Consider the following 17,083-nt stretch of genomic DNA (forward strand, 5'->3'; position numbering starts at 1 on the left):
AAGCTAGTCTTTCCTGAAAGGCGAGTGGCCGCCGAGCTGGATCTGGTCGCGCGCGATACCGGCGCGCTCCTGCTCCAGATAGTCGGCAATCGCGGCACGGAGGCCGTCGTGAACGATGTAGTGCGCGGAAATCGTGCGCACCGGCTCGTAACCCCGCGCCAGCTTGTGCCCGCCCTGCGCCCCCGCCTCGACGCGCTGGAGGCCCAGCCGGATCGCGACGTCGATGGCCTGATAGTAGCACAGCTCGAAATGCAGGAACGGCTTGTCGACGATAGCGCCCCAATAGCGCCCATATAGCGCGGCATCACCGATGAAGTTGAGCGCACCCGCCACCGCCTGCCCATCGATGAAGGCGAGCACCATCAGGATGCGGTCGCCCATCGTCTCGCCCAGCAGGCCGAACGCCTCGCGCGTCAGGTAGGGGCGGCCCCATTTGCGTGCGCCAGTATCCTGGTAGAAGTCCCAGAATGCATCCCAGTGCGCCCCGGTGATCTCGTCGCCGCTCAGCGCGCGGATCTCGACGCCTTCCTGCGCCTTCTCGCGCTCCTTGCGCAGATCCTTGCGCTTGCGTGACGACAGCGCGTCGAGGAAATCGTCGAAGGTCGCGTAGCCCCGATTCTCCCAGTGGAACTGGATATCCTCGCGCAGCAGCCAGCCCGCGCTCTCGAAGACGGGCACTTGCGCGGGCTCGATGAAGGTCGCGTGGGCGGAGGACAGGCCATTGTCGCGGCACAGCGTTTCCGCCGCGCGCAGCAACGGCAACATGAGTTCGGGATGCGGCGTCAGCAGGCGCGGACCGGTCGCGGGCGTGAAGGGCACCGCGATCTGGAGCTTGGGATAATACGATCCCCCCGCCCGGTGCCAGGCATCGGCCCAGGCATGGTCGAAGACGTACTCCCCCTGCGAATGCTCCTTGAGGTAGGCTGGCAGCGCAGCGGCGAGGCTGCCGTCGGGGCCGTCGATCACCAGCGGCAGCGGGCTCCAGCCGCTGCGCCCGCCGACGCTGCCCGATTCCTCCATCGCCGTCAGGAAGGCATGGCTGACGAAGGGATTGCCGCCATCGGTGAGCGCATCCCACTGGTCGGCAGGCAGATCGCCGACCGCACCGAGAAGCCGGGCGGTGAAGGCGCCCCCGCTCACGCGTCCCCTTCGCGCACTTCGAAGATCGCTGCGTCGGCATAGGCCTCGGCGCGTTCGTCGTGCTCGTCATCGCGCACGGTCCATGTCGCGACCGGCAGGCCCCGGCGGCGCTGTGCGGCGGCGAAACGGCTCGGCAGATCGCGCACGTCGTAGGCAAGGAAGTCCGGCCGCGCGTGCCACAGCCACAGGCGGCGGCGCATCTTGCCGGGAAGCGCGCGGTCCTCGCCCTCGGATATCACAAGGCCGCGGACCGTGTGCGGCGAGTGCCGCCAGTACCAGCGCGAGACTCGCGGATCGAAACTCATGACCGCATGCTGGCCGGCATAGCCTTCCAGCACCCGGCGCACTGCAAGACACAACGCGGCGATGCGAACCTTGCGGTCGGACTTGATCTCGATGAGCACCGGCACCCTGCCGCCGACTTGCGCCAGCACCTGCCGCAGGGTGGGGATCGTCTCCTCGGTACCCGACAGCGTGATCGCGCCGAGCTGCGCGGCGCTGCGCCGTTCCGTCGAACCGGTATCGCCGGTCAGCCGGTCGAGCGTGTCGTCATGGAAGACAACGGGTTGCCCGTCGCTGGAGCGCTGGACGTCAAGCTCGATCCCGTTGCCCGCCGCCATCGCCTTAGCGAAGGCCGCGCGCGAATTCTCGGGAACGCCCGCTCCATGCAGCCCGCGATGGGCATAGTCCTGCGCCCCGATCCACGCGACCTTGCGCGGATCGGGTGCAGGCGAACGCCAGCGATCAAGCAGGGCGAACGGCAACGATGGCGTCCACTTCGACGGCGGCGCCCAGCGGCAGCACCGGCACGCCGACCGCGCTGCGCGCGTGCTTGCCGGCATCGCCGAAGACCGCGACCATCAGTTCCGACGCGCCGTTGATGACCTTGGGCTGGTCGGTGAAGGCGCCGGTCGAGTTGACGAAGCCGCCGAGCTTGACGATCCGCTCCACGCGGTCGAGCGAGCCCAGCGCCGCCTTCAGCTGCGCGAGGATCATCAGCCCGCAGGCCTGCGCCGCCTCGGCGCCCGCTTCGAGGCTCACGTCCTCGCCCAGACGGCCCGTGACGAGCTTGCCGCCGACGAAGGGAAGCTGGCCCGAGACATGGGCGAGACCGCCCGCTTCGACCACCGGCACGTAGGCCGCCACCGGGGCAGCGGCTTCGGGCAGGGTCAGGCCGAGTTCGGCGAGACGGGCTTCGATCTTACTCATGGATGTCCTCTTCTTCGCGGGTCAGGCTGTCGTCAGTGAGACTTTCGAGCAGCCAGGGGAGCGCGCTCGCCCAGTCGTCGATGCGCGCATGCGCATGGCCGAGCTGGAGGGCGCATTTGATGCTGGGGGCGATCTGCGGTTCGCCGCACAAGTGCAGGCGGCGCACATGCGGCGTCACCTCGAAGACCGAGCCGTGGTGCTGCGACAGGTCGTCGATGAAGACCGCGCGGCTCGGCTTGAACTCGTCGAGGATCGCCTGGAGCGCCGGGCCTTTCGGCCCCTGGTTGGTGAAGACGCGCAGCGGCATGCCGTGGCCCGCCAGCTGCGCCTCGCGCGCCTCACGGCGGAAGTCGAGCAGGTTGGTCAGCACCACCACGTCGGCATGTTCGCGGATCGCGGCGATGGCGTCCACCGCGCCCTCGATCGGCGTCTGGCGGTACATCTGCGAATCGAAGAAGCGGTTGAGCAGCGCCCACATCTCCGCCTGCTCCAGCGGGACGTCGCTGCCGATCCGGCGCATCGAGCGGTAGAACTCGCCGCCCGCCATGTCGAACTGGACGCCCTCGTCCTCGGCCAGCCAGTCGCGGAAGTGCTTGATCATGTGAAGCAGCACTTCATCGCAGTCGGTGATGAGCAGCGGCCTGTTCGTTCCCCGGGTCATGCGCCCAGCCCCCGGCGTGCGCCGACCAGCGTTTCCGGCGTGACGCCCAGCGCATCCGCCGCGCCCAGCAGGTCCGGTTCGTGCGAGCACAGGAAATCGAGCACCGCGCCCAGCGTCGCGGGCTCACCGAGCGACGCGCGCAGGTCGTCCGGCGTCAGCCCGGTGAGCGACAGGAAGCGGTCGGCGCGGCTCTGCTCGCCCAGCACCCAGCCCAGCGCGCCAAGGGCGAGCGCCTGCGGATCAGACGGGGATGACGGCTCTCGAAGAATTGTCAGTCTCGCTTCGGTATCATAGAGGGGTCTCATACCCCAGATGGTCGTCAGGGCGTCGAATGGCAAAGCGAATCCTCGTTGTCGAGGACAACGATCTCAACCGTAAACTCTTTTGCGACGTGCTCCGCAGCCAAGGCTATGCGGTGGAGCCGGTCGGCGACGGCCTGGACGCGCTCGACCGGGCGCGGCAGTTCGTGCCGAACCTCGTCATCATGGACATCCAGCTACCCAACGTCTCGGGTCTCGACCTCATCGAAGCGGCCAAGAAAGACCCGGTTCTGCGGGCGATTCCGGTGCTGGCGGTGACCGCCTACGCGGGCAAGGGCGACGAGGAGCGCATCCGCGAGGCGGGGGCCGAGGGATACCTCGCCAAGCCGGTGTCGATCGGGCCGTTCATGCAGGCCGTGCGTGCCCTGCTCTGACACTCCTTCCTTGACATGATACACCTGCGCCGCTTTTGCGCCGCAATTCGCGGCCAAAGCGCCGCCCGACGCTTTCGGAGTTAGTACCCATGGACCGCGCAGAGACTTCGGCCCGCATCGCCGCGCTGATCGAGCCCTTCAACAAGAAGGGCGTCGAAGTGACCGATGCCACCCGTTTCACCGACGATCTGGAATTCGACAGCCTGACGGTGATGGACTTCGTCGCCGCCATCGAGGACGAGTTCGACATCATCATCTCGATGAACGCGCAGGCCGAGATCGAGAACTACGGCCAGCTGGTCGATGCCGTGGTCAAGCTCAAGGGCTGAACGCAAATGACTGATACCGTTGATCTTTTCAGCAAGTTCGACCCGCTGATCCAGATGCGCGCCGACCTGCTTTCGACCGGCGTCACCGATCCGTTCGGGCTGGTCATGGAGCGCGTGATCTCTCCCACCGTCGCCATGTGCAACGGGCGCGAGACGATTTTGCTGGGCACTTACAACTACATGGGCATGACCTTCGACCCCGACGTGATCGCGGCGGGCAAGCAGGCGCTCGACGATTTCGGATCCGGCACCACCGGCAGCCGTGTACTGAACGGCACCTACGCGGGCCACAAGGCGGTCGAGCAGGCGCTATGCGACTTCTACGACATGCAGCACGCCATGGTGTTCTCCACCGGCTATCAGGCCAACCTGGGCATCATTTCGACCATCGCCGGCAAGGGTGATTACATCGTCCTCGACATCGACAGCCACGCCTCGATCTGGGACGGCTGCAAGATGGGCGACGCCGAAGTCGTGCCGTTCAAGCACAACGACATCGAGGCGATGGAAAAGCGCCTCAAGCGCATTCCCGAAGGCGCGGGCAAGCTCGTCGTGCTCGAAGGCGTCTACTCGATGCTGGGCGACATCGCCCCGCTCAAGGAGATGATCGCGGTCGCCAAGAAGTACGGCGCCATGGTGCTGGTCGACGAGGCGCACTCGATGGGCTTCATCGGCCCCAACGGACGCGGCGTGGCCGAGGAGCAGGGCTGCCTCGACGACGTGGACTTCGTGATCGGCACGTTCTCCAAGTCGGTCGGCACCGTCGGCGGGTTCTGCGTCTCGAACCACCCCAAGTTCGAGATCATGCGCCTGGTCTGCCGCCCCTACGTGTTCACCGCCAGCCTGCCGCCGAGCGTGGTCGCCACCGCGACGACCTCGATCCGCAAGCTGATGACCGCGTCGGAAAAGCGCGCCCACCTTTGGGAAAGCTCGCGCACGCTGCACAAGGGGCTGACCGACGCGGGCTTCCAGCTCGGCACCACCAAGCCGCAGAGCGCGATCATCTCGGTCATCATGCCCGACCTCGAACGCGGCGCGATGATGTGGGAAGCGCTGCTGCACGAAGGTCTCTACGTGAACCTCGCGCGCCCGCCGGCGACCCCTGCGAACATGACCCTGCTGCGCTGCTCGCTCTGCGCCGAACACTCGGCCGCGCAGGTCCAGCAGATCATCGGCATGTTCACCCGCGCCGGTACGGCAGTGGGCATCATCGGCTGAGACCGTAAGCCCCAATAACGCCGCAGTAACACGAAAGGCGCGCCACCACCGTGGCGCGCCTTTTTCATGTCCCGCAAATGTCATGCTTGCCTGCCAAGTCTGGACAGGCTTTAAGTGGGCAGCATAAACGGGGCAATTACAGAATGTTAATCGATTTAATCCGCGACGGCCGACGTCGCGGCATGGTATTTTTCGCGAGTTCCGCAATGGCGCTCGCTCTGGCCTCCTGCGGTGGTGGTGATGGCGGCAACGGCGGGAGCGGCGGCTCCACCAACACCGCCCCGGCCTTTTCCTCCGCCGCAGGCGCGTCCGTCGCCGAGAACGCCACCGCCGTCGTCTACCAGGCCACTGCCACCGACGCGCAGGGCGACACGATCACCTTCACGATCAGCGGCGGCGCCGACGCTTCGGCGTTCACCATCACGCCGGGCGGCGCGCTGAGCTTCACGACGCCACCCAACTACGACCTGCCCACCGACGCCGACGGCAACAACGTCTATCAGGTCACGATCCAGGCCAGCGACGGCAAGGCGAGCAGCACGCTCGCCGTCTCCATCACCGTCACCAACGACCGCGAGGGCATCCGCGTCACGCGCGTCGGCCAGTTCGAAGGCGCAGTCGACATCGCCAGCGTCGAGACGCCTCGCCTCGATGGTCATCCCAACCTGCTGGTAGCTTTTGCGAATGGCACCATCCTGCAGATGGCGGGCGCTGACGGCTCGATGGCGCCATATGCCAACGTAACCGGACTGAACCCCACGAGCACCGTGACGCTGCTGGGTATGACCCGCGCACGCGCGATAGGCTCCCGCATGGCCACGTACATTCTCGTTCGCGAGGGCACGCAAGTCCGTGTCGTCTGCGTGGGCTGCCTCGTCTCCCCCATTTCCGGCTACCTGGCAGACGTGGCCGACGGCAGCAGCGTCGCCATTGGCACCGGCCCCGACGGCGCAGCCTATATCGCGGTAGGCGACGTTGCGGGAACCCGCGCGCAAGGCGGCAGTGCCGACCGTCATGGAAAACTCTACCGCTATTCCCTGCATCCCGATCCCTATGGAGGCGCGTCCGTCCCCGAGGATCTGTATCTCAAGGAACTGATCGGCCTCGGCCTGCGCGAACCCGTCGGGATCGGCGCCATCCCTGAACGCCTTGTCGTGTCGGATCGCGGCGACACGATGTTCGACGAGATTTCGATCATCTTTGCCAAAACCGAAAACAACTTCGGCTGGCCCTATTTCGAAGGAACATATGAGCGCGCTGCGGGCGGTGCAGGACTATGGGGGCTGGTCACGCCTCATGTCGTCATCCCGCGCGGGTCCGGCCAGCGGCAGAGTCGCGGCATCATCGGAGGCGCGTTCTACACCGGGCCGATCGCCGGCATCCGCAACCATTACGTTTTCGCCGACAAGGATGGACGCATCTGGTCGTTCCCCGGATCGAAGATTGCAGGACCGTCGTTCGATGCCACCTCGCTCGAACTGCGCAACGAGGACTTCCGGCCTGACCAGGGCAAGATCGATCACCCGGTCTCAATCAAGGTCGACAACCTGGGCGATCTCTACATCCTCGATTCGGATGGAGAGCTGTTTCGTGTCGAAAATGCCGACGGCGGTGGAAGCATCATCATTATCAGCCCTTCGCCCTGATCCCGCGACGGCAGGCATCACCGACTGCCGTCCAATCCCTCCCCGAGCTTGTCTCGGGGAGGTGGCAGCCCGTCAGGGCTGACGGAGGGGGGATGGCGTGAGGTTCTCCCCCTCCAGCGGTCCCCCTCCCCGAGCAAGCTCGGGGAGGAATTACCTCAGCTGTGAATTGCGACGTAGTTCAGGAAAGCCTGCATCCAGCCGCCGAGGAAGCCGGCTGACTGCGCGCCCACGGTGCCGTCCTCGTTCAGCAGCCCGTCCTTCCACTGCAGGAACACCTCGGGCGCGCCCAGCGTCGGCATGTCGAGATAGGCCAGCACGTTGCGCAAGTGCTGCTGTGCCAGCGCCGACCCGATCGCGCCCACCGACACGCCGATGACGCCCGCAGGCTTTCCGGCCCATGCGCTCTGCCCATAGGGGCGGGAGGCGTGGTCGATGGCGTTCTTGAGCACGCCCGGCATCGAGCGGTTGTATTCCGGCGTCGCGAAGATCACCCCGTCCGAGCCCGCGATCAGCGCTTTCAGCGCCTTGACGCTGTCCGCCTGATCCGCGTCGTCGTCCTGATCGTAGAGCGGCAGCGAACCGATATCGGCAAAGGTGAATTCATGGCCCTGCGCGGCGGGCAGCTTGATGAGCGCCTCCGCGACCTGTCGATTGAAGGAATCGGCACGCAGGCTGCCGACGACCACGGCGATCTTGGACATGGATTGATCTCCCTCGGGATGACGATGAGCGGCAGTCTTGTGGCTGCGACCGCCGCCGGATGTAACCATACGAGAGAATAGGCCCGTTACCGAGCGGTTGCATGACAGGCGTGTTCCAAGGCGCCTTTTCGCCCCCGTCACCCCCTTATCGTCATTGCGAGCGTAGCGAAGCAATCCACGGACGGCTCGCGCCGCTGGATTGCTTCGCTGCGCTCGCAATGACGAAGTGACGCCCCTCAATGGATAGAGATGATCCCGTCCACCGCCCGCCATTCCTGCGGGCCGATCAGGTGGTTGTGCGCGATCCGGACCGAATGCAGCGGCCCCTCGATCTCGCGCGTCCAGTAGTCGAGGAAGCCGCGCAGCGCCGGAAAGCGCGGGGCGACGTCATACTGCTGAAAGGCGAACAACTGGAGCAATCGGGGATGGTCGGGCAGGAAGTAATGTATTTCCACCGTCGTCAGGCCGTAGCCTTCGATCTGCCTGAGAAAGTCAGGCGTTGCGTGGAAATCGGATGATGCTTCCCGTTGACCGACCATAGTCCTCCTTCGGGCACCGCACGCTTATTGCGGTGCAGCAAGGGAAAGATGACACAACTGTCATGGCAGTCAAGGTGCTGAAAAATCGGGCTGTGGGGTAGGCGGAGGGGCTTCGAAAGGCTCAGGGTGAGCAGAGTTGGTGCCTGAACCTCTCAAACCCGCTCAGGCTGAGCTTGTCGAAGCCCCCTGCTGCGCGCGCTCTGGATTGCTTCGCTTCGCTCGCAATGACGAGGTGAGGTGCGATGCGCCAAAACATTTCGTCATTGCGAGCGAAGCGAAGCGAAGCAATCCAAAACAGCACCGCAACTCCTCACCCCGGCCGCCTCGGCACAGGCGGGCGGTGATAGCTGACGTCGCTCCGATCCCGGCTCGCCTGACACGGTTCCTCCGTCGAATAGGCGCTGGCGCTCGACGGCGCGCGGCCAGCCTTGGGCACGTCGTAGGTTCCCTCCACCACAGTGACGCGGTTGGCGATGCGCCATTCACCGCCCTGCTTGCGGAAATGATCGACGTAGCGCCCGGTGGACATGAAGTTCGGCCCCTCGGCCGTCACGCCGGAAAAGTGGTAGTACGTCTCGCAGAACGCCTCGTCGCCAGCCAAGTCGCAGACGTGGTTGAGGATGGCGTGCTGCGTCGCCTCGAACATCAGCGTGGTGCCGTCGGCCCAGCGGATGAAGTCGTCGGGCGTGCCGACGAAATGGCCGTGGTCCTCGATCGCGTCGTCCCAGTAGCACGACCGAGCAAGCGCGTTGTCCAGCCGGTCCAGTCCGCGCGCGTAGCGCAGCAGCACCTGATGGATGGCGTGGCGGTCGGCGAGTTCGGTCAGGTCCATGCGCTCAGCCCCTCAGCCAGTCGAGCACCATCGGCGCGATGAGCGGCCAGCGCTCGAACCGGCCCCGGCGACTGGCGGGATCGACCGGGAAGGTGGAGACGTAATTCCATTCCTGATCGCCCCACGGCGGCTCGGCCAGCGTCGAATTGGGCAGCAGGCGATGGACCCATTCCGACGTTTCGCGGGTGTGGGCCATGTCGCTGTGGCCGGAACGGAAGGTCAGCACCGGCATCGTCAGCTTGGCCAAGTCCGCCTCGGTCATGCCCGGAACCGGGGAGGCGTCCGAATAGGCGAAGGCCTTGCCCCAGCGTTGCATGGTGGCGATGTAGGTGTCCGCGTCCTGCGCCAGCAAGGTCTCGCGGATCTTCGGATTGCGGGCGATCTGGTCGGCCCAGCTAGGCAACTGGACGACCGCCTCCATGCCGCCCTTGCTGGCCGCCGCGATCTGGTCTCCGCAGTAGAACCACGCGAGGCCCGCGAGACCCACCGGCCCGCCGCTGATCCACCAGATCGCGATCTTCCTGACGTTCTGCGGCATCCGCGCCGCCGCCATCAGGGTGATCCGCGATCCCGCCGATCCGCCCACCAGCGTCACGTCCCGCAGTTCCAGCGCCTCGACCAGCCCGACCAGCGCCTCGCAGTTCATCACCGATTCGCTGGGCGCGGTGAAGGCGATGTCGGACGCGCCGCAGCCCGGGCGGTCCCACAGCAGCACGCGGTAGCCGCCCTCTGCCAGCTTTGCGCCCAGTTCGGGCACGCCGGCGGTGTCGCGCGCGTAGCGACCGCCGGGGGTCAGCACCAGCGGCGGCGCGGCGGCGTCGCCGATCAGCTCGTAGTCGAGCGAAAGGCCGTTTACGTCGATCTTCGACATGGGTTCTCCAGACTCATTCGCCTCCCCAAACACCCGTCATCCCTGCGAAGGCAGGGATCCATCAGGTGTCTCGCCACAGCACCTTGCGCAGTGCGGGGCGGAGGGGGCGGGATGGGCCCCTGCCTGCGCAGGGGCGACGGGTTTGGGTGGGGAGGCTCTCACGCCATCGCATCCGCCCCGACTGCCGCCTTCGGCTCGCTCTCCCAGCGGCCGAGGCCATAGTCCCCGGCGATGGTGGTGCGGTACATCAGGCGCTCCTGCTCGGGATCGTTGCCCGAAACGCAGTGGAGCATGCGCAGGTTGTCCCAGATCGCCATGTCGCCCTCGCTCCACTTGTGATGGTAGGAACACTGCCCGCCGAGGCGGTTGATCTCCTGGCACACGTCTTCCAGCAGCGCATCGCCCTCGGGCGTCTCGTCGCCCACCAGCCCCTGCGCCATGTAGGCGGAGACGTGGAGCACCTTCTCGCCGGTGGCGCGGGTCCAGACGGCGGGGTGGATGGCGCGCGGCATCGCGGCGACCTGATCGGCGAAGCCTGCGGGCATCGGCTTGGGCTCGATCATGCGGTATTCGGCGGGACGGCCGAAGCGCAGGTCGTCGTACTGCGTCTCCAGCCGATAGGCGACCTCGGTGCCTTCGATCCGCTGCCGCAAGTCCTCGGGGAACGCCTCGTACAGCGCCACGCCGTCGAGGAAGCCGGTAATGCCGCCCTCCTCCACCCGCTCGACCGAGCGCAGCACGCCCGCGCGGTTGAGTTCGTCGTTGTAGCAATGGTCGAAATGCCACGGCAGCCAGTGCGAGACGCGCCGCCCGTCGACTTCGACGATGCCCTTGCCCCGGCGACTGCGGATCTCGATCACGCCGGGCAGCCGGTCCTTGTCGACAAGGCCGACGCCCTTGACCGGATGCTCCTTGAGCGGCCCGAAGCAGCTGGAGATCGCCAGTTGCATCTCGTCGGTCTGCTCGACCTCCTCGAACACGATCATGCCGTGCCGCACGAACAGCGCGTCGATGTCGTCGCGCGTCGCCTTGTCCTGCAGCGCGGCGAGCGTCAGCCCGCGGATGCGCACGCCGAACGGCAGCCCCTCCTGCAATGGTCCAGTAGTGAATGACGGCACGGCCTCTCTCCCGATCTGCTTTCGGGAGGGAGGCTAGGTCGGCGCGCCCTTGCGGGCAAAGCGCTCAGACGGTTTTTGCCGCCACAGCCGAGGCGCACTTCTCCGTGGTGTCCTTCGCGCCGCCGCCGAGGAAGGCGATGGCGAGGAACCCGGCGACGACGAGGACGGCGAAAGCGGCGGTGACCTTGCCCAGATGCTTGTCGATCACCGCCTTGATCGGCGCGCCGAACAGGCGGAACAGCACACCCACGATCATGAAGCTGATCGAGCGCGAGACGATCGAAGCGCCGATGAACACCAGCAGGTTCATGCCGATGAAGCCCGCGGTGATCGTCAGCAGCTTGAACGGGATCGGCGTCGCGCCCTTCACGATGATGATCTCCGCGCCGTAATCGCGCAGGTAGCACGCCGCCTTGGGGAAGCTGTCCGCCAGCCCCAGCGCGCGCAGCATCGCCTCTCCGAACGCCTCGTAGGCGAAGTGGCCGATGCCGTAGCCGAGCAGCCCGCCCGCGACCGAGGCCAGCGTGGCGATCACGGCGAAGCGAATCGCCTTCTTCGGCTCGGCCAGGCACATCAGGCCCAGCAGCGGGTGCGGCGGCACCGGGAAGAAGCTCGCCTCCATGAAGGCGAAGGCCGCCAGCCACCATTCGGCATGGCGGTGCGCGGCCTTGGCCATGGTCCATTCGTAGAGGCGGCGCAGCATTCGTAATTCCCCCGGCAAGATGCGCGCGCCGATCAGCCCGGTGGGCGCACGACGACATCGGCTTGAACCACAAGGTCGTCATTGCGAGCGCAGCGAAGCAATCCATGACCGGCTCACGGCGCTGGATTGCTTCGCTGCGCTCGCAATGACGAACGATATGGTGCCATTCGCATTAGTGGCGGCGCTGCACTGCGGCAAGCGCGAAGCGTGTAACCCTATTGGTTATTTACGCTTGACATCGGCGAACCGTTTCGGTACATAACGTGAACATCGCGGAAAGACGGACGCTCACCGCGCTCCCTTCCCGCAAACCGCCCCGCCCCACTCCCGCCAATGCAGGAACACTCCGATGGTCGAGCCGAAGACGGCGTCGCGTCCCGCACGCGCGCGCAAGCCCCGCACGAAGATCAGCGCCAAGGCCGCCGCGACCGAGAAGGAGGGCCTCAACCGCCACTGGCGCACCGAATTTCTGGAAGCGCTGGCGCAGACGTCCAACGTCACCGCCGCCTGCGCCGTGGCGGGCGTCCACCCCAGCCGCCCCTACATCGTCCGCCGTGCCGAGCCCGAGTTCGCCCGCGCCTGGCGCGCCGCGCTGCTCGAAGGCTACGAGAACCTCGAAATGGAAGTGCTCCACCGCCTGCGTTTCGGCGAGGCGAAGGACGGCCCGGTCAAGTTCGACAACCCCGGCGCGCTGCGCCTCCTTGGCCTCCACCGCGAGACGGTGGCCCGCGAACGCGCGATGCGCGAGAACGAGGAGATCGGCGTCGTGCGCGCCGCGATCCACGCCAAGCTGGAACAGCTGCGCCGTCAGGTCATGGCCCGCCGTGCGCTGGAGAATGCAGAGGTCGCGGGCCGTGCGTGAACCCGGCCACCTCGACTGGCTGCCCGAGGCCAGCACGGACGAGATCGAGGATTACCTCCACGAACTGCCGCGCGAACACCGCCGCGAATGGCCGTGGGACTGGCGCGTCTGGGCCCGCCCCGCGCAGCTGCCCCCCGCCGGCGACTGGCGCATCTGGCTGGTCATGGCCGGGCGCGGCTTCGGCAAGACCCGCGCCGGGGCCGAATGGGTCAGCGCGCTGGCCGAAGGCAACCCCGATGCCCGCATCGCCCTTGTCGGCGCCAATCTGGGAGAGGCCCGTTCGGTCATGGTCGAAGGCGAATCCGGACTGCTCTCCATCGGCGCGCCGTGGCGCAGGCCGGTGTTCGAGCCTTCGCTGCGACGCCTTACATGGTCGGGCGGCGCGCAGGCCACGCTCTATTCCGCCGCCGAACCCGAAGCCCTGCGCGGTCCGCAGCACAGCCATGCCTGGTGCGACGAGATCGCCAAGTGGGACAATGCATCGGGCCGCGCCGTGGCGGCATGGGACAACCTGATGATGGGCCTGCGCCTCGGCACGGACCCGCGCGTGCTGGCCAGCACCACGCCGCGCGCCGTGCCGCTGCTTACCCGCCTGCTGGGCGAGGACAGGGTTGCGGTGACGAAGGGCAGCACTTTCGACAACTCCGCCAACCTGCCCGACCGCTTCGTCGAGACGATGCGCGCCACCTATGGCGGCACCCTGCTGGGCCGTCAGGAACTGGACGGAGAGATGATCGCCGACATCGAAGGCGCGCTCTGGACCCGCGCCCTGCTCGAATCCTGCCGCGAGGATGCCGCGCCAGATATGGTCCGCGTCGTCGTCGCCGTCGATCCGCCCGCCTCCGCCGGAGGTGACGCCTGCGGCATCGTCGTCGCCGGACTCGCCGCCGACGGGACCGCCCACGTCCTCGCCGACGCCTCGATAGCGAACGCCGGGCCGGAACGCTGGGCGCGCACGGTCGCCGCGACCGCCGAGGCATGGCAGGCCGATCGCGTCGTCGCCGAAGCCAATCAGGGCGGCGCGATGGTCGGCGCGGTCCTGCGCGCGGCGCAACTCTCGCTGCCGCTCAGGCTGGTCCACGCCAGTCGCGGCAAGACCGCCCGCGCCGAACCCGTCGCCGCGCTCTACGAAGCAGGCCGCGTGCGCCACACCGGGACATTCCCGGCGCTGGAGGACGAACTGTGCGGGCTTGTTGCGGGAGGCTCCTACCAGGGGCCGGGCCGCTCGCCGGATCGCGCCGATGCGCTGGTCTGGGCGCTGACCGAACTGATGCTCGGCAAGGCGGCGGAGCCGAGAGTGCGGATTACGTAACAGGAAATGATTTCACGCGGAGGCGCGGAGACGCGGAGATACTGCGCCGCAGGCCTCTTCCATCGATCGACGTAGCGGCTGTCGCAGCCTTTCGTTTCTCAACGCGGCTGCGCCGCAAACGCGCGCCCTCCCTCTTTCTTCTCCGCGTCTCCGCGCCTCCGCGTGAGACCCGTCCGAACACCCCGATCTGAAAGGAACCCTTTCCCGTGTCCTTCATCGAATCGCTCGCCGCCGCCTTCAAGGGCGCTAGCAGCCGCGCGCCGCTGGCTCGCGGGACTGCATCGCCATGGTTCTTTGCGGACCCCACTGGCGGCGGGCGTACCCCCTTCGAATACAACACCGCCGTTCGCCGCGCGTACCTCGAAAACCCCGTCGCCCAGCGTGCGGTGCGCCTTGTCGCCGAGGGCATCGGCGGTGCGCCGCTGAAATCGGTCGATCCGAAGCTGGCCGCGCTCGTCGCCGATACCAGCGCCGGGCAGTCGCTGCTGGAAACGCTGGCATCGCACCTGCTGCTGCACGGCAATGCCTATGTGCAGGTCATGAAGGATGCGCGCGGGGCTCCGGTGGAGCTGTTCGCGCTGCGGCCCGAGCGGGTCAGCGTGGTGGCGGGCGAGGACGGCTGGCCTGCCGCCTATGCCTACGAGGTCGCGGGGCGGCGGCTGTCGATCCCGGTGCTGGACGAGGACGCCTCGCCCAACGTGATCCACATCCGCCACTTCCACCCCTCGGACGACCACTACGGCGCCGGGTGCCTGACCGCTGCCGACGAGGCGATCGCCACGCACAACGCCGCTTCGGCGTGGAACCGGCAACTGCTGGAGAACGCCGCGCGGCCTTCCGGCGCGCTGGTCTACGAAGGGGCTGACGGTTCGACGCTGACCGGCGACCAGTTCGACCGGCTCAAGGCCGAACTGACGAGCGCCTATGCCGGTTCGGGTAATGCCGGGCGGCCAATGCTGCTGGAGGGCGGCCTGACCTGGCAGGCGATGGCGATGACCCCCGCCGACATGGACTTCGCGACGCTGAAAGCCGCCGCTGCGCGCGATATCGGGCTGGCCTTCGGGGTGCCGCCGATGCTGCTCGGCCTGCCGGGCGACGCGACCTACAACAATTACCGCGAGGCCAACCGCGCGCTGTGGCGGCTCACCCTGTTGCCGCTGGCCGCCAAGATCTTCGCCGCACTGGGCGAGGGGCTGGCGCCGTGGTTCCCCGAAGCCGTGCTCGCCATCGACCTCGACCGCGTGCCCGCGCTGGCCGAGGACCGCGAGCGTCTCTGGGCGCAAGTCAGCGCCGCCGACTTCCTGGAACCCGCCGAAAAGCGCGCGCTTCTGGGATTTGATATGGAGAACAAATCATGAACTCCAATGACATGCTGGCCGGCCTGCTTGCGCAGGCGGCGTCGGAGGGCGGCGACCTCGTCACCCTGCGCGCCGTGGTCGAGGAAGCCGCCGAACTGGGCGCGCGCCGGATGCTCGCCCGCATCGGCCTCGACGACGCCACCGCGCCGCAGGACGTGGGCGAACTGCGCGAACTGCTGCAGGCCTGGCGCGACGCCAAGGCCAGCGCGCGGCGCACGGTGATGGGCTGGGTCATGCGCGGGATGCTGGCGCTGCTGCTGCTCGGCCTGACGGTGCGCTGCGGCGCGACGGAGTTGCTGCGATGAGCCTGCGTTTCGCCGGTTACGCCGCTCTGTTCGGCAAGCCCGACGCCGGGCGCGACGTGATCCGCGCCGGGGCCTTCGCCCGCTCCCTCGCCGAACGGCGCGATCCGCTCCCGCTGTTCTGGCAGCACCGCGCGGACCTGCGCATCGGCTGGGTCGAGACCGCCGCCGAGGACGCGCGCGGCCTGCGTGTGGTGGCGACCATCGACAACCCCGCAGGCGCGGCGGGCCTCGCCCTGAAGCGCGGGACGGTCACCGGCCTCTCCTTCGGCTACCGCGCCCGCGCCAGCCATCGGACCGAGGCGGGCCGCGAACTGCTCGATCTCGACCTGTTCGAGGTCAGCCTCGTCACCCACCCGATGCAGCACGACGCGCGAGTGCATCTGGTCGCCTGACCCCTCCTTTCCCCCCCTTCCCCACCAACGAAAGGTGCCTACCCCATGGAATCCGCAACTCCCGTCGAGGCGATCGACGCCTCGTTCGATCTGGTCGCGCGTCAGGACGCGACCGATGCCGCCGTCACCGCGCTGCGCGGCGACGTCGACGACGTGAAGGCCCGCCTCGACCGCGTGTCGCGCGCCGCTTCCCGCCCGGTCATCGACGGCGCGGGCGCTGCGCCTAGCATCGAGGTGAAGAGCTTCGTGCAGGGCTACCTGCGCGCCGGTCGCGAGACGGAGCTGAAGTCGCTCTCCGGCGCGGTGGCGGCGGACGGCGGCTATGCCGTCCCGCGAGAGATCGACGCGCTGATCTCGGCCCGGCTGAAGGCCATCAGCCCGATCCGCGCGATCGCGCAGGTCGTGCAGACCGGCTCGGCGGGCTACCGCAAGCTCATCACCACCGGCGGCACCGCCTCGGGGTGGGTGAGCGAGACCGGCGCCCGCGCCGAGACCGCGACGCCCAGCTTCGCCGAGATCGCGCCCCCGGCGGGCGAACTCTATGCCAACCCGGCGGCGAGCCAGGCCATGCTCGACGATGCTGCCTTCGACGTGCAGTCGTGGCTGGCGGACGAGATCGCGATGGAATTCGCCCGCGCGGAAGGCGCCGCCTTCGTCACCGGCACCGGCACCAACCAGCCGCGCGGCTTCCTGACCGGCACGACCAGCACGGCGGCTGACGGCGCCCGCGCGTTCGGCACGCTGCAGCACATCGTCTCGGCCAACGCCAGCGGCTTCGACGCCTCGCCGGAACTGAAGCTGATCGACCTCGTCCATGCGCTCAAGGCCGGGCACCGCCAGGGCGCGAGCTGGGTGATGAATTCGAAGACGCTGGCGCAGGTGCGCAAGCTCAAGGCGGCGGACGGCTCGTTCCTGTGGCAGCCGGGCCTGCTCGAAGGCCAGCCCAACCGCCTGCTCGGCTACCCGGTGGTCGAGGCCGAGGACATGCCGGACATCGCGGCGGGCGCGCTGCCGATCGCTTTCGGCAACTTCCGCGCGGGCTACCTCATCGCCGAGCGCACCGCGACCTCGATCCTGCGCGATCCGTTCACCAACAAGCCCTTCGTCCACTTCTACGCGACCAAGCGCATCGGCGGGCAGGTGCTCGATTCCGACGCGATCAAGCTGCTCAAGATCTCGACCTGACCCCGATC

The 17,083-nt window shown here is 67.6% G+C and carries 22 protein-coding genes; 11 read left to right on the top strand and 11 right to left on the bottom strand.

The window, feature by feature from the left end; genetic code table 11:
* Positions 1-3 precede the first annotated feature (3 nt).
* From LO787_RS14165 to LO787_RS14185, 5 genes are read right to left on the bottom strand one after another with little or no spacing between them, the layout of a single operon-like run.
* Positions 4-1,140: a GNAT family N-acetyltransferase gene (locus tag LO787_RS14165; RefSeq protein WP_232491662.1), complete on the bottom strand. Its 1,137-nt coding sequence runs from the start codon at positions 1,138-1,140 to the stop codon at positions 4-6.
* Positions 1,137-1,904 (bottom strand): glycerophosphodiester phosphodiesterase family protein, encoded by a 768-nt coding sequence (locus tag LO787_RS14170; RefSeq protein ID WP_232491663.1) that lies wholly within the window; start codon positions 1,902-1,904, stop codon positions 1,137-1,139. The genes LO787_RS14165 and LO787_RS14170 overlap by 4 nt, the downstream gene beginning before the upstream one ends.
* The gene (locus tag LO787_RS14175) at positions 1,885-2,349 is read right to left on the bottom strand and encodes a RidA family protein (protein WP_232491664.1); all 465 of its coding nucleotides are present in this window, start codon (positions 2,347-2,349) and stop codon (positions 1,885-1,887) included. Before LO787_RS14175 ends, LO787_RS14170 begins: the two co-directional genes overlap by 20 nt.
* Positions 2,342-3,010 carry an HAD family hydrolase gene (locus tag LO787_RS14180; protein ID WP_232491665.1) on the bottom strand — a complete coding sequence of 223 codons (669 nt, stop codon included), beginning with the start codon at positions 3,008-3,010 and terminating at the stop codon, positions 2,342-2,344. Before LO787_RS14180 ends, LO787_RS14175 begins: the two co-directional genes overlap by 8 nt.
* The gene (locus LO787_RS14185; RefSeq protein ID WP_232491666.1) at positions 3,007-3,315 is read right to left on the bottom strand and encodes a DUF3572 domain-containing protein; all 309 of its coding nucleotides are present in this window, start codon (positions 3,313-3,315) and stop codon (positions 3,007-3,009) included. The genes LO787_RS14180 and LO787_RS14185 overlap by 4 nt, the downstream gene beginning before the upstream one ends.
* Positions 3,316-3,341: 26 nt before the next feature.
* Between LO787_RS14185 and LO787_RS14190 the strand changes: the two genes are divergently transcribed.
* The 4 genes from LO787_RS14190 to LO787_RS14205 all read left to right on the top strand — a co-directional run bounded on the left by LO787_RS14190 (position 3,342) and on the right by LO787_RS14205 (position 6,897).
* Positions 3,342-3,704 (top strand): response regulator, encoded by a 363-nt coding sequence (locus tag LO787_RS14190; RefSeq protein WP_232491667.1) that lies wholly within the window; start codon positions 3,342-3,344, stop codon positions 3,702-3,704.
* Positions 3,705-3,793: 89 nt separating this feature from the next.
* Positions 3,794-4,033 carry an acyl carrier protein gene (locus LO787_RS14195; protein ID WP_008827771.1) on the top strand — a complete coding sequence of 80 codons (240 nt, stop codon included), beginning with the start codon at positions 3,794-3,796 and terminating at the stop codon, positions 4,031-4,033.
* A 6-nt stretch (positions 4,034-4,039) separates the two neighbouring features.
* Complete coding sequence (gene spt / locus LO787_RS14200; protein WP_232491668.1) at positions 4,040-5,251, top strand: serine palmitoyltransferase; 1,212 nt, start codon at positions 4,040-4,042, stop codon at positions 5,249-5,251.
* A 206-nt stretch (positions 5,252-5,457) separates the two neighbouring features.
* Positions 5,458-6,897, top strand: coding sequence for a PQQ-dependent sugar dehydrogenase (locus LO787_RS14205; protein WP_232491669.1), 1,440 nt, complete (start codon positions 5,458-5,460; stop codon positions 6,895-6,897).
* Positions 6,898-7,052: 155 nt separating this feature from the next.
* Here the strand turns inward: LO787_RS14205 and LO787_RS14210 are convergent, their stop codons facing one another.
* From LO787_RS14210 to LO787_RS14235, 6 genes are all read right to left on the bottom strand, one after another.
* Positions 7,053-7,598, bottom strand: a complete 546-nt coding sequence (locus LO787_RS14210; RefSeq protein WP_232491670.1) for an NADPH-dependent FMN reductase — start codon at positions 7,596-7,598, stop codon at positions 7,053-7,055.
* 236 nt (positions 7,599-7,834) lie between these two features.
* Positions 7,835-8,137, bottom strand: a complete 303-nt coding sequence (locus LO787_RS14215; protein ID WP_232491671.1) for an usg protein — start codon at positions 8,135-8,137, stop codon at positions 7,835-7,837.
* A 310-nt stretch (positions 8,138-8,447) separates the two neighbouring features.
* Positions 8,448-8,969: a nuclear transport factor 2 family protein gene (locus tag LO787_RS14220; protein WP_232491672.1), complete on the bottom strand. Its 522-nt coding sequence runs from the start codon at positions 8,967-8,969 to the stop codon at positions 8,448-8,450.
* 4 nt (positions 8,970-8,973) lie between these two features.
* Positions 8,974-9,840 (bottom strand): alpha/beta fold hydrolase, encoded by an 867-nt coding sequence (locus LO787_RS14225; protein WP_232491673.1) that lies wholly within the window; start codon positions 9,838-9,840, stop codon positions 8,974-8,976.
* Positions 9,841-9,998: 158 nt separating this feature from the next.
* The gene (locus LO787_RS14230) at positions 9,999-10,958 is read right to left on the bottom strand and encodes a TauD/TfdA dioxygenase family protein (RefSeq protein ID WP_232491674.1); all 960 of its coding nucleotides are present in this window, start codon (positions 10,956-10,958) and stop codon (positions 9,999-10,001) included.
* Positions 10,959-11,022: 64 nt separating this feature from the next.
* Positions 11,023-11,661, bottom strand: coding sequence for a YqaA family protein (locus LO787_RS14235; protein WP_232491675.1), 639 nt, complete (start codon positions 11,659-11,661; stop codon positions 11,023-11,025).
* Between the two features lie 19 nt (positions 11,662-11,680).
* Between LO787_RS14235 and LO787_RS14240 the strand changes: the two genes are divergently transcribed.
* From LO787_RS14240 to LO787_RS14270, 7 genes are all read left to right on the top strand, one after another.
* Complete coding sequence (locus tag LO787_RS14240; RefSeq protein WP_232491676.1) at positions 11,681-11,923, top strand: hypothetical protein; 243 nt, start codon at positions 11,681-11,683, stop codon at positions 11,921-11,923.
* A gap of 87 nt (positions 11,924-12,010) precedes the next feature.
* Positions 12,011-12,523 (top strand): hypothetical protein, encoded by a 513-nt coding sequence (locus LO787_RS14245; protein WP_232491677.1) that lies wholly within the window; start codon positions 12,011-12,013, stop codon positions 12,521-12,523.
* Positions 12,516-13,835: a DNA-packaging protein gene (locus LO787_RS14250; protein ID WP_420847755.1), complete on the top strand. Its 1,320-nt coding sequence runs from the start codon at positions 12,516-12,518 to the stop codon at positions 13,833-13,835. The genes LO787_RS14245 and LO787_RS14250 overlap by 8 nt, the downstream gene beginning before the upstream one ends.
* 206 nt (positions 13,836-14,041) lie before the next feature.
* Positions 14,042-15,193, top strand: a complete 1,152-nt coding sequence (locus LO787_RS14255) for a phage portal protein (protein WP_232491678.1) — start codon at positions 14,042-14,044, stop codon at positions 15,191-15,193.
* Complete coding sequence (locus tag LO787_RS14260) at positions 15,190-15,498, top strand: DUF6127 family protein (protein ID WP_232491679.1); 309 nt, start codon at positions 15,190-15,192, stop codon at positions 15,496-15,498. The genes LO787_RS14255 and LO787_RS14260 overlap by 4 nt, the downstream gene beginning before the upstream one ends.
* On the top strand, positions 15,495-15,890 hold the full coding sequence (locus LO787_RS14265) for an HK97 family phage prohead protease (RefSeq protein ID WP_232491680.1): 396 nt from the start codon (positions 15,495-15,497) through the stop codon (positions 15,888-15,890). The genes LO787_RS14260 and LO787_RS14265 overlap by 4 nt, the downstream gene beginning before the upstream one ends.
* Positions 15,891-15,935: 45 nt before the next feature.
* Positions 15,936-17,075, top strand: coding sequence for a phage major capsid protein (locus tag LO787_RS14270; protein WP_232491681.1), 1,140 nt, complete (start codon positions 15,936-15,938; stop codon positions 17,073-17,075).
* Positions 17,076-17,083: the final 8 nt, after the last annotated feature.

The sequence above is a fragment of the Novosphingobium kaempferiae genome, from assembly GCF_021227995.1.
Taxonomy (GTDB): Bacteria; Pseudomonadota; Alphaproteobacteria; order Sphingomonadales; family Sphingomonadaceae; genus Novosphingobium; species Novosphingobium kaempferiae.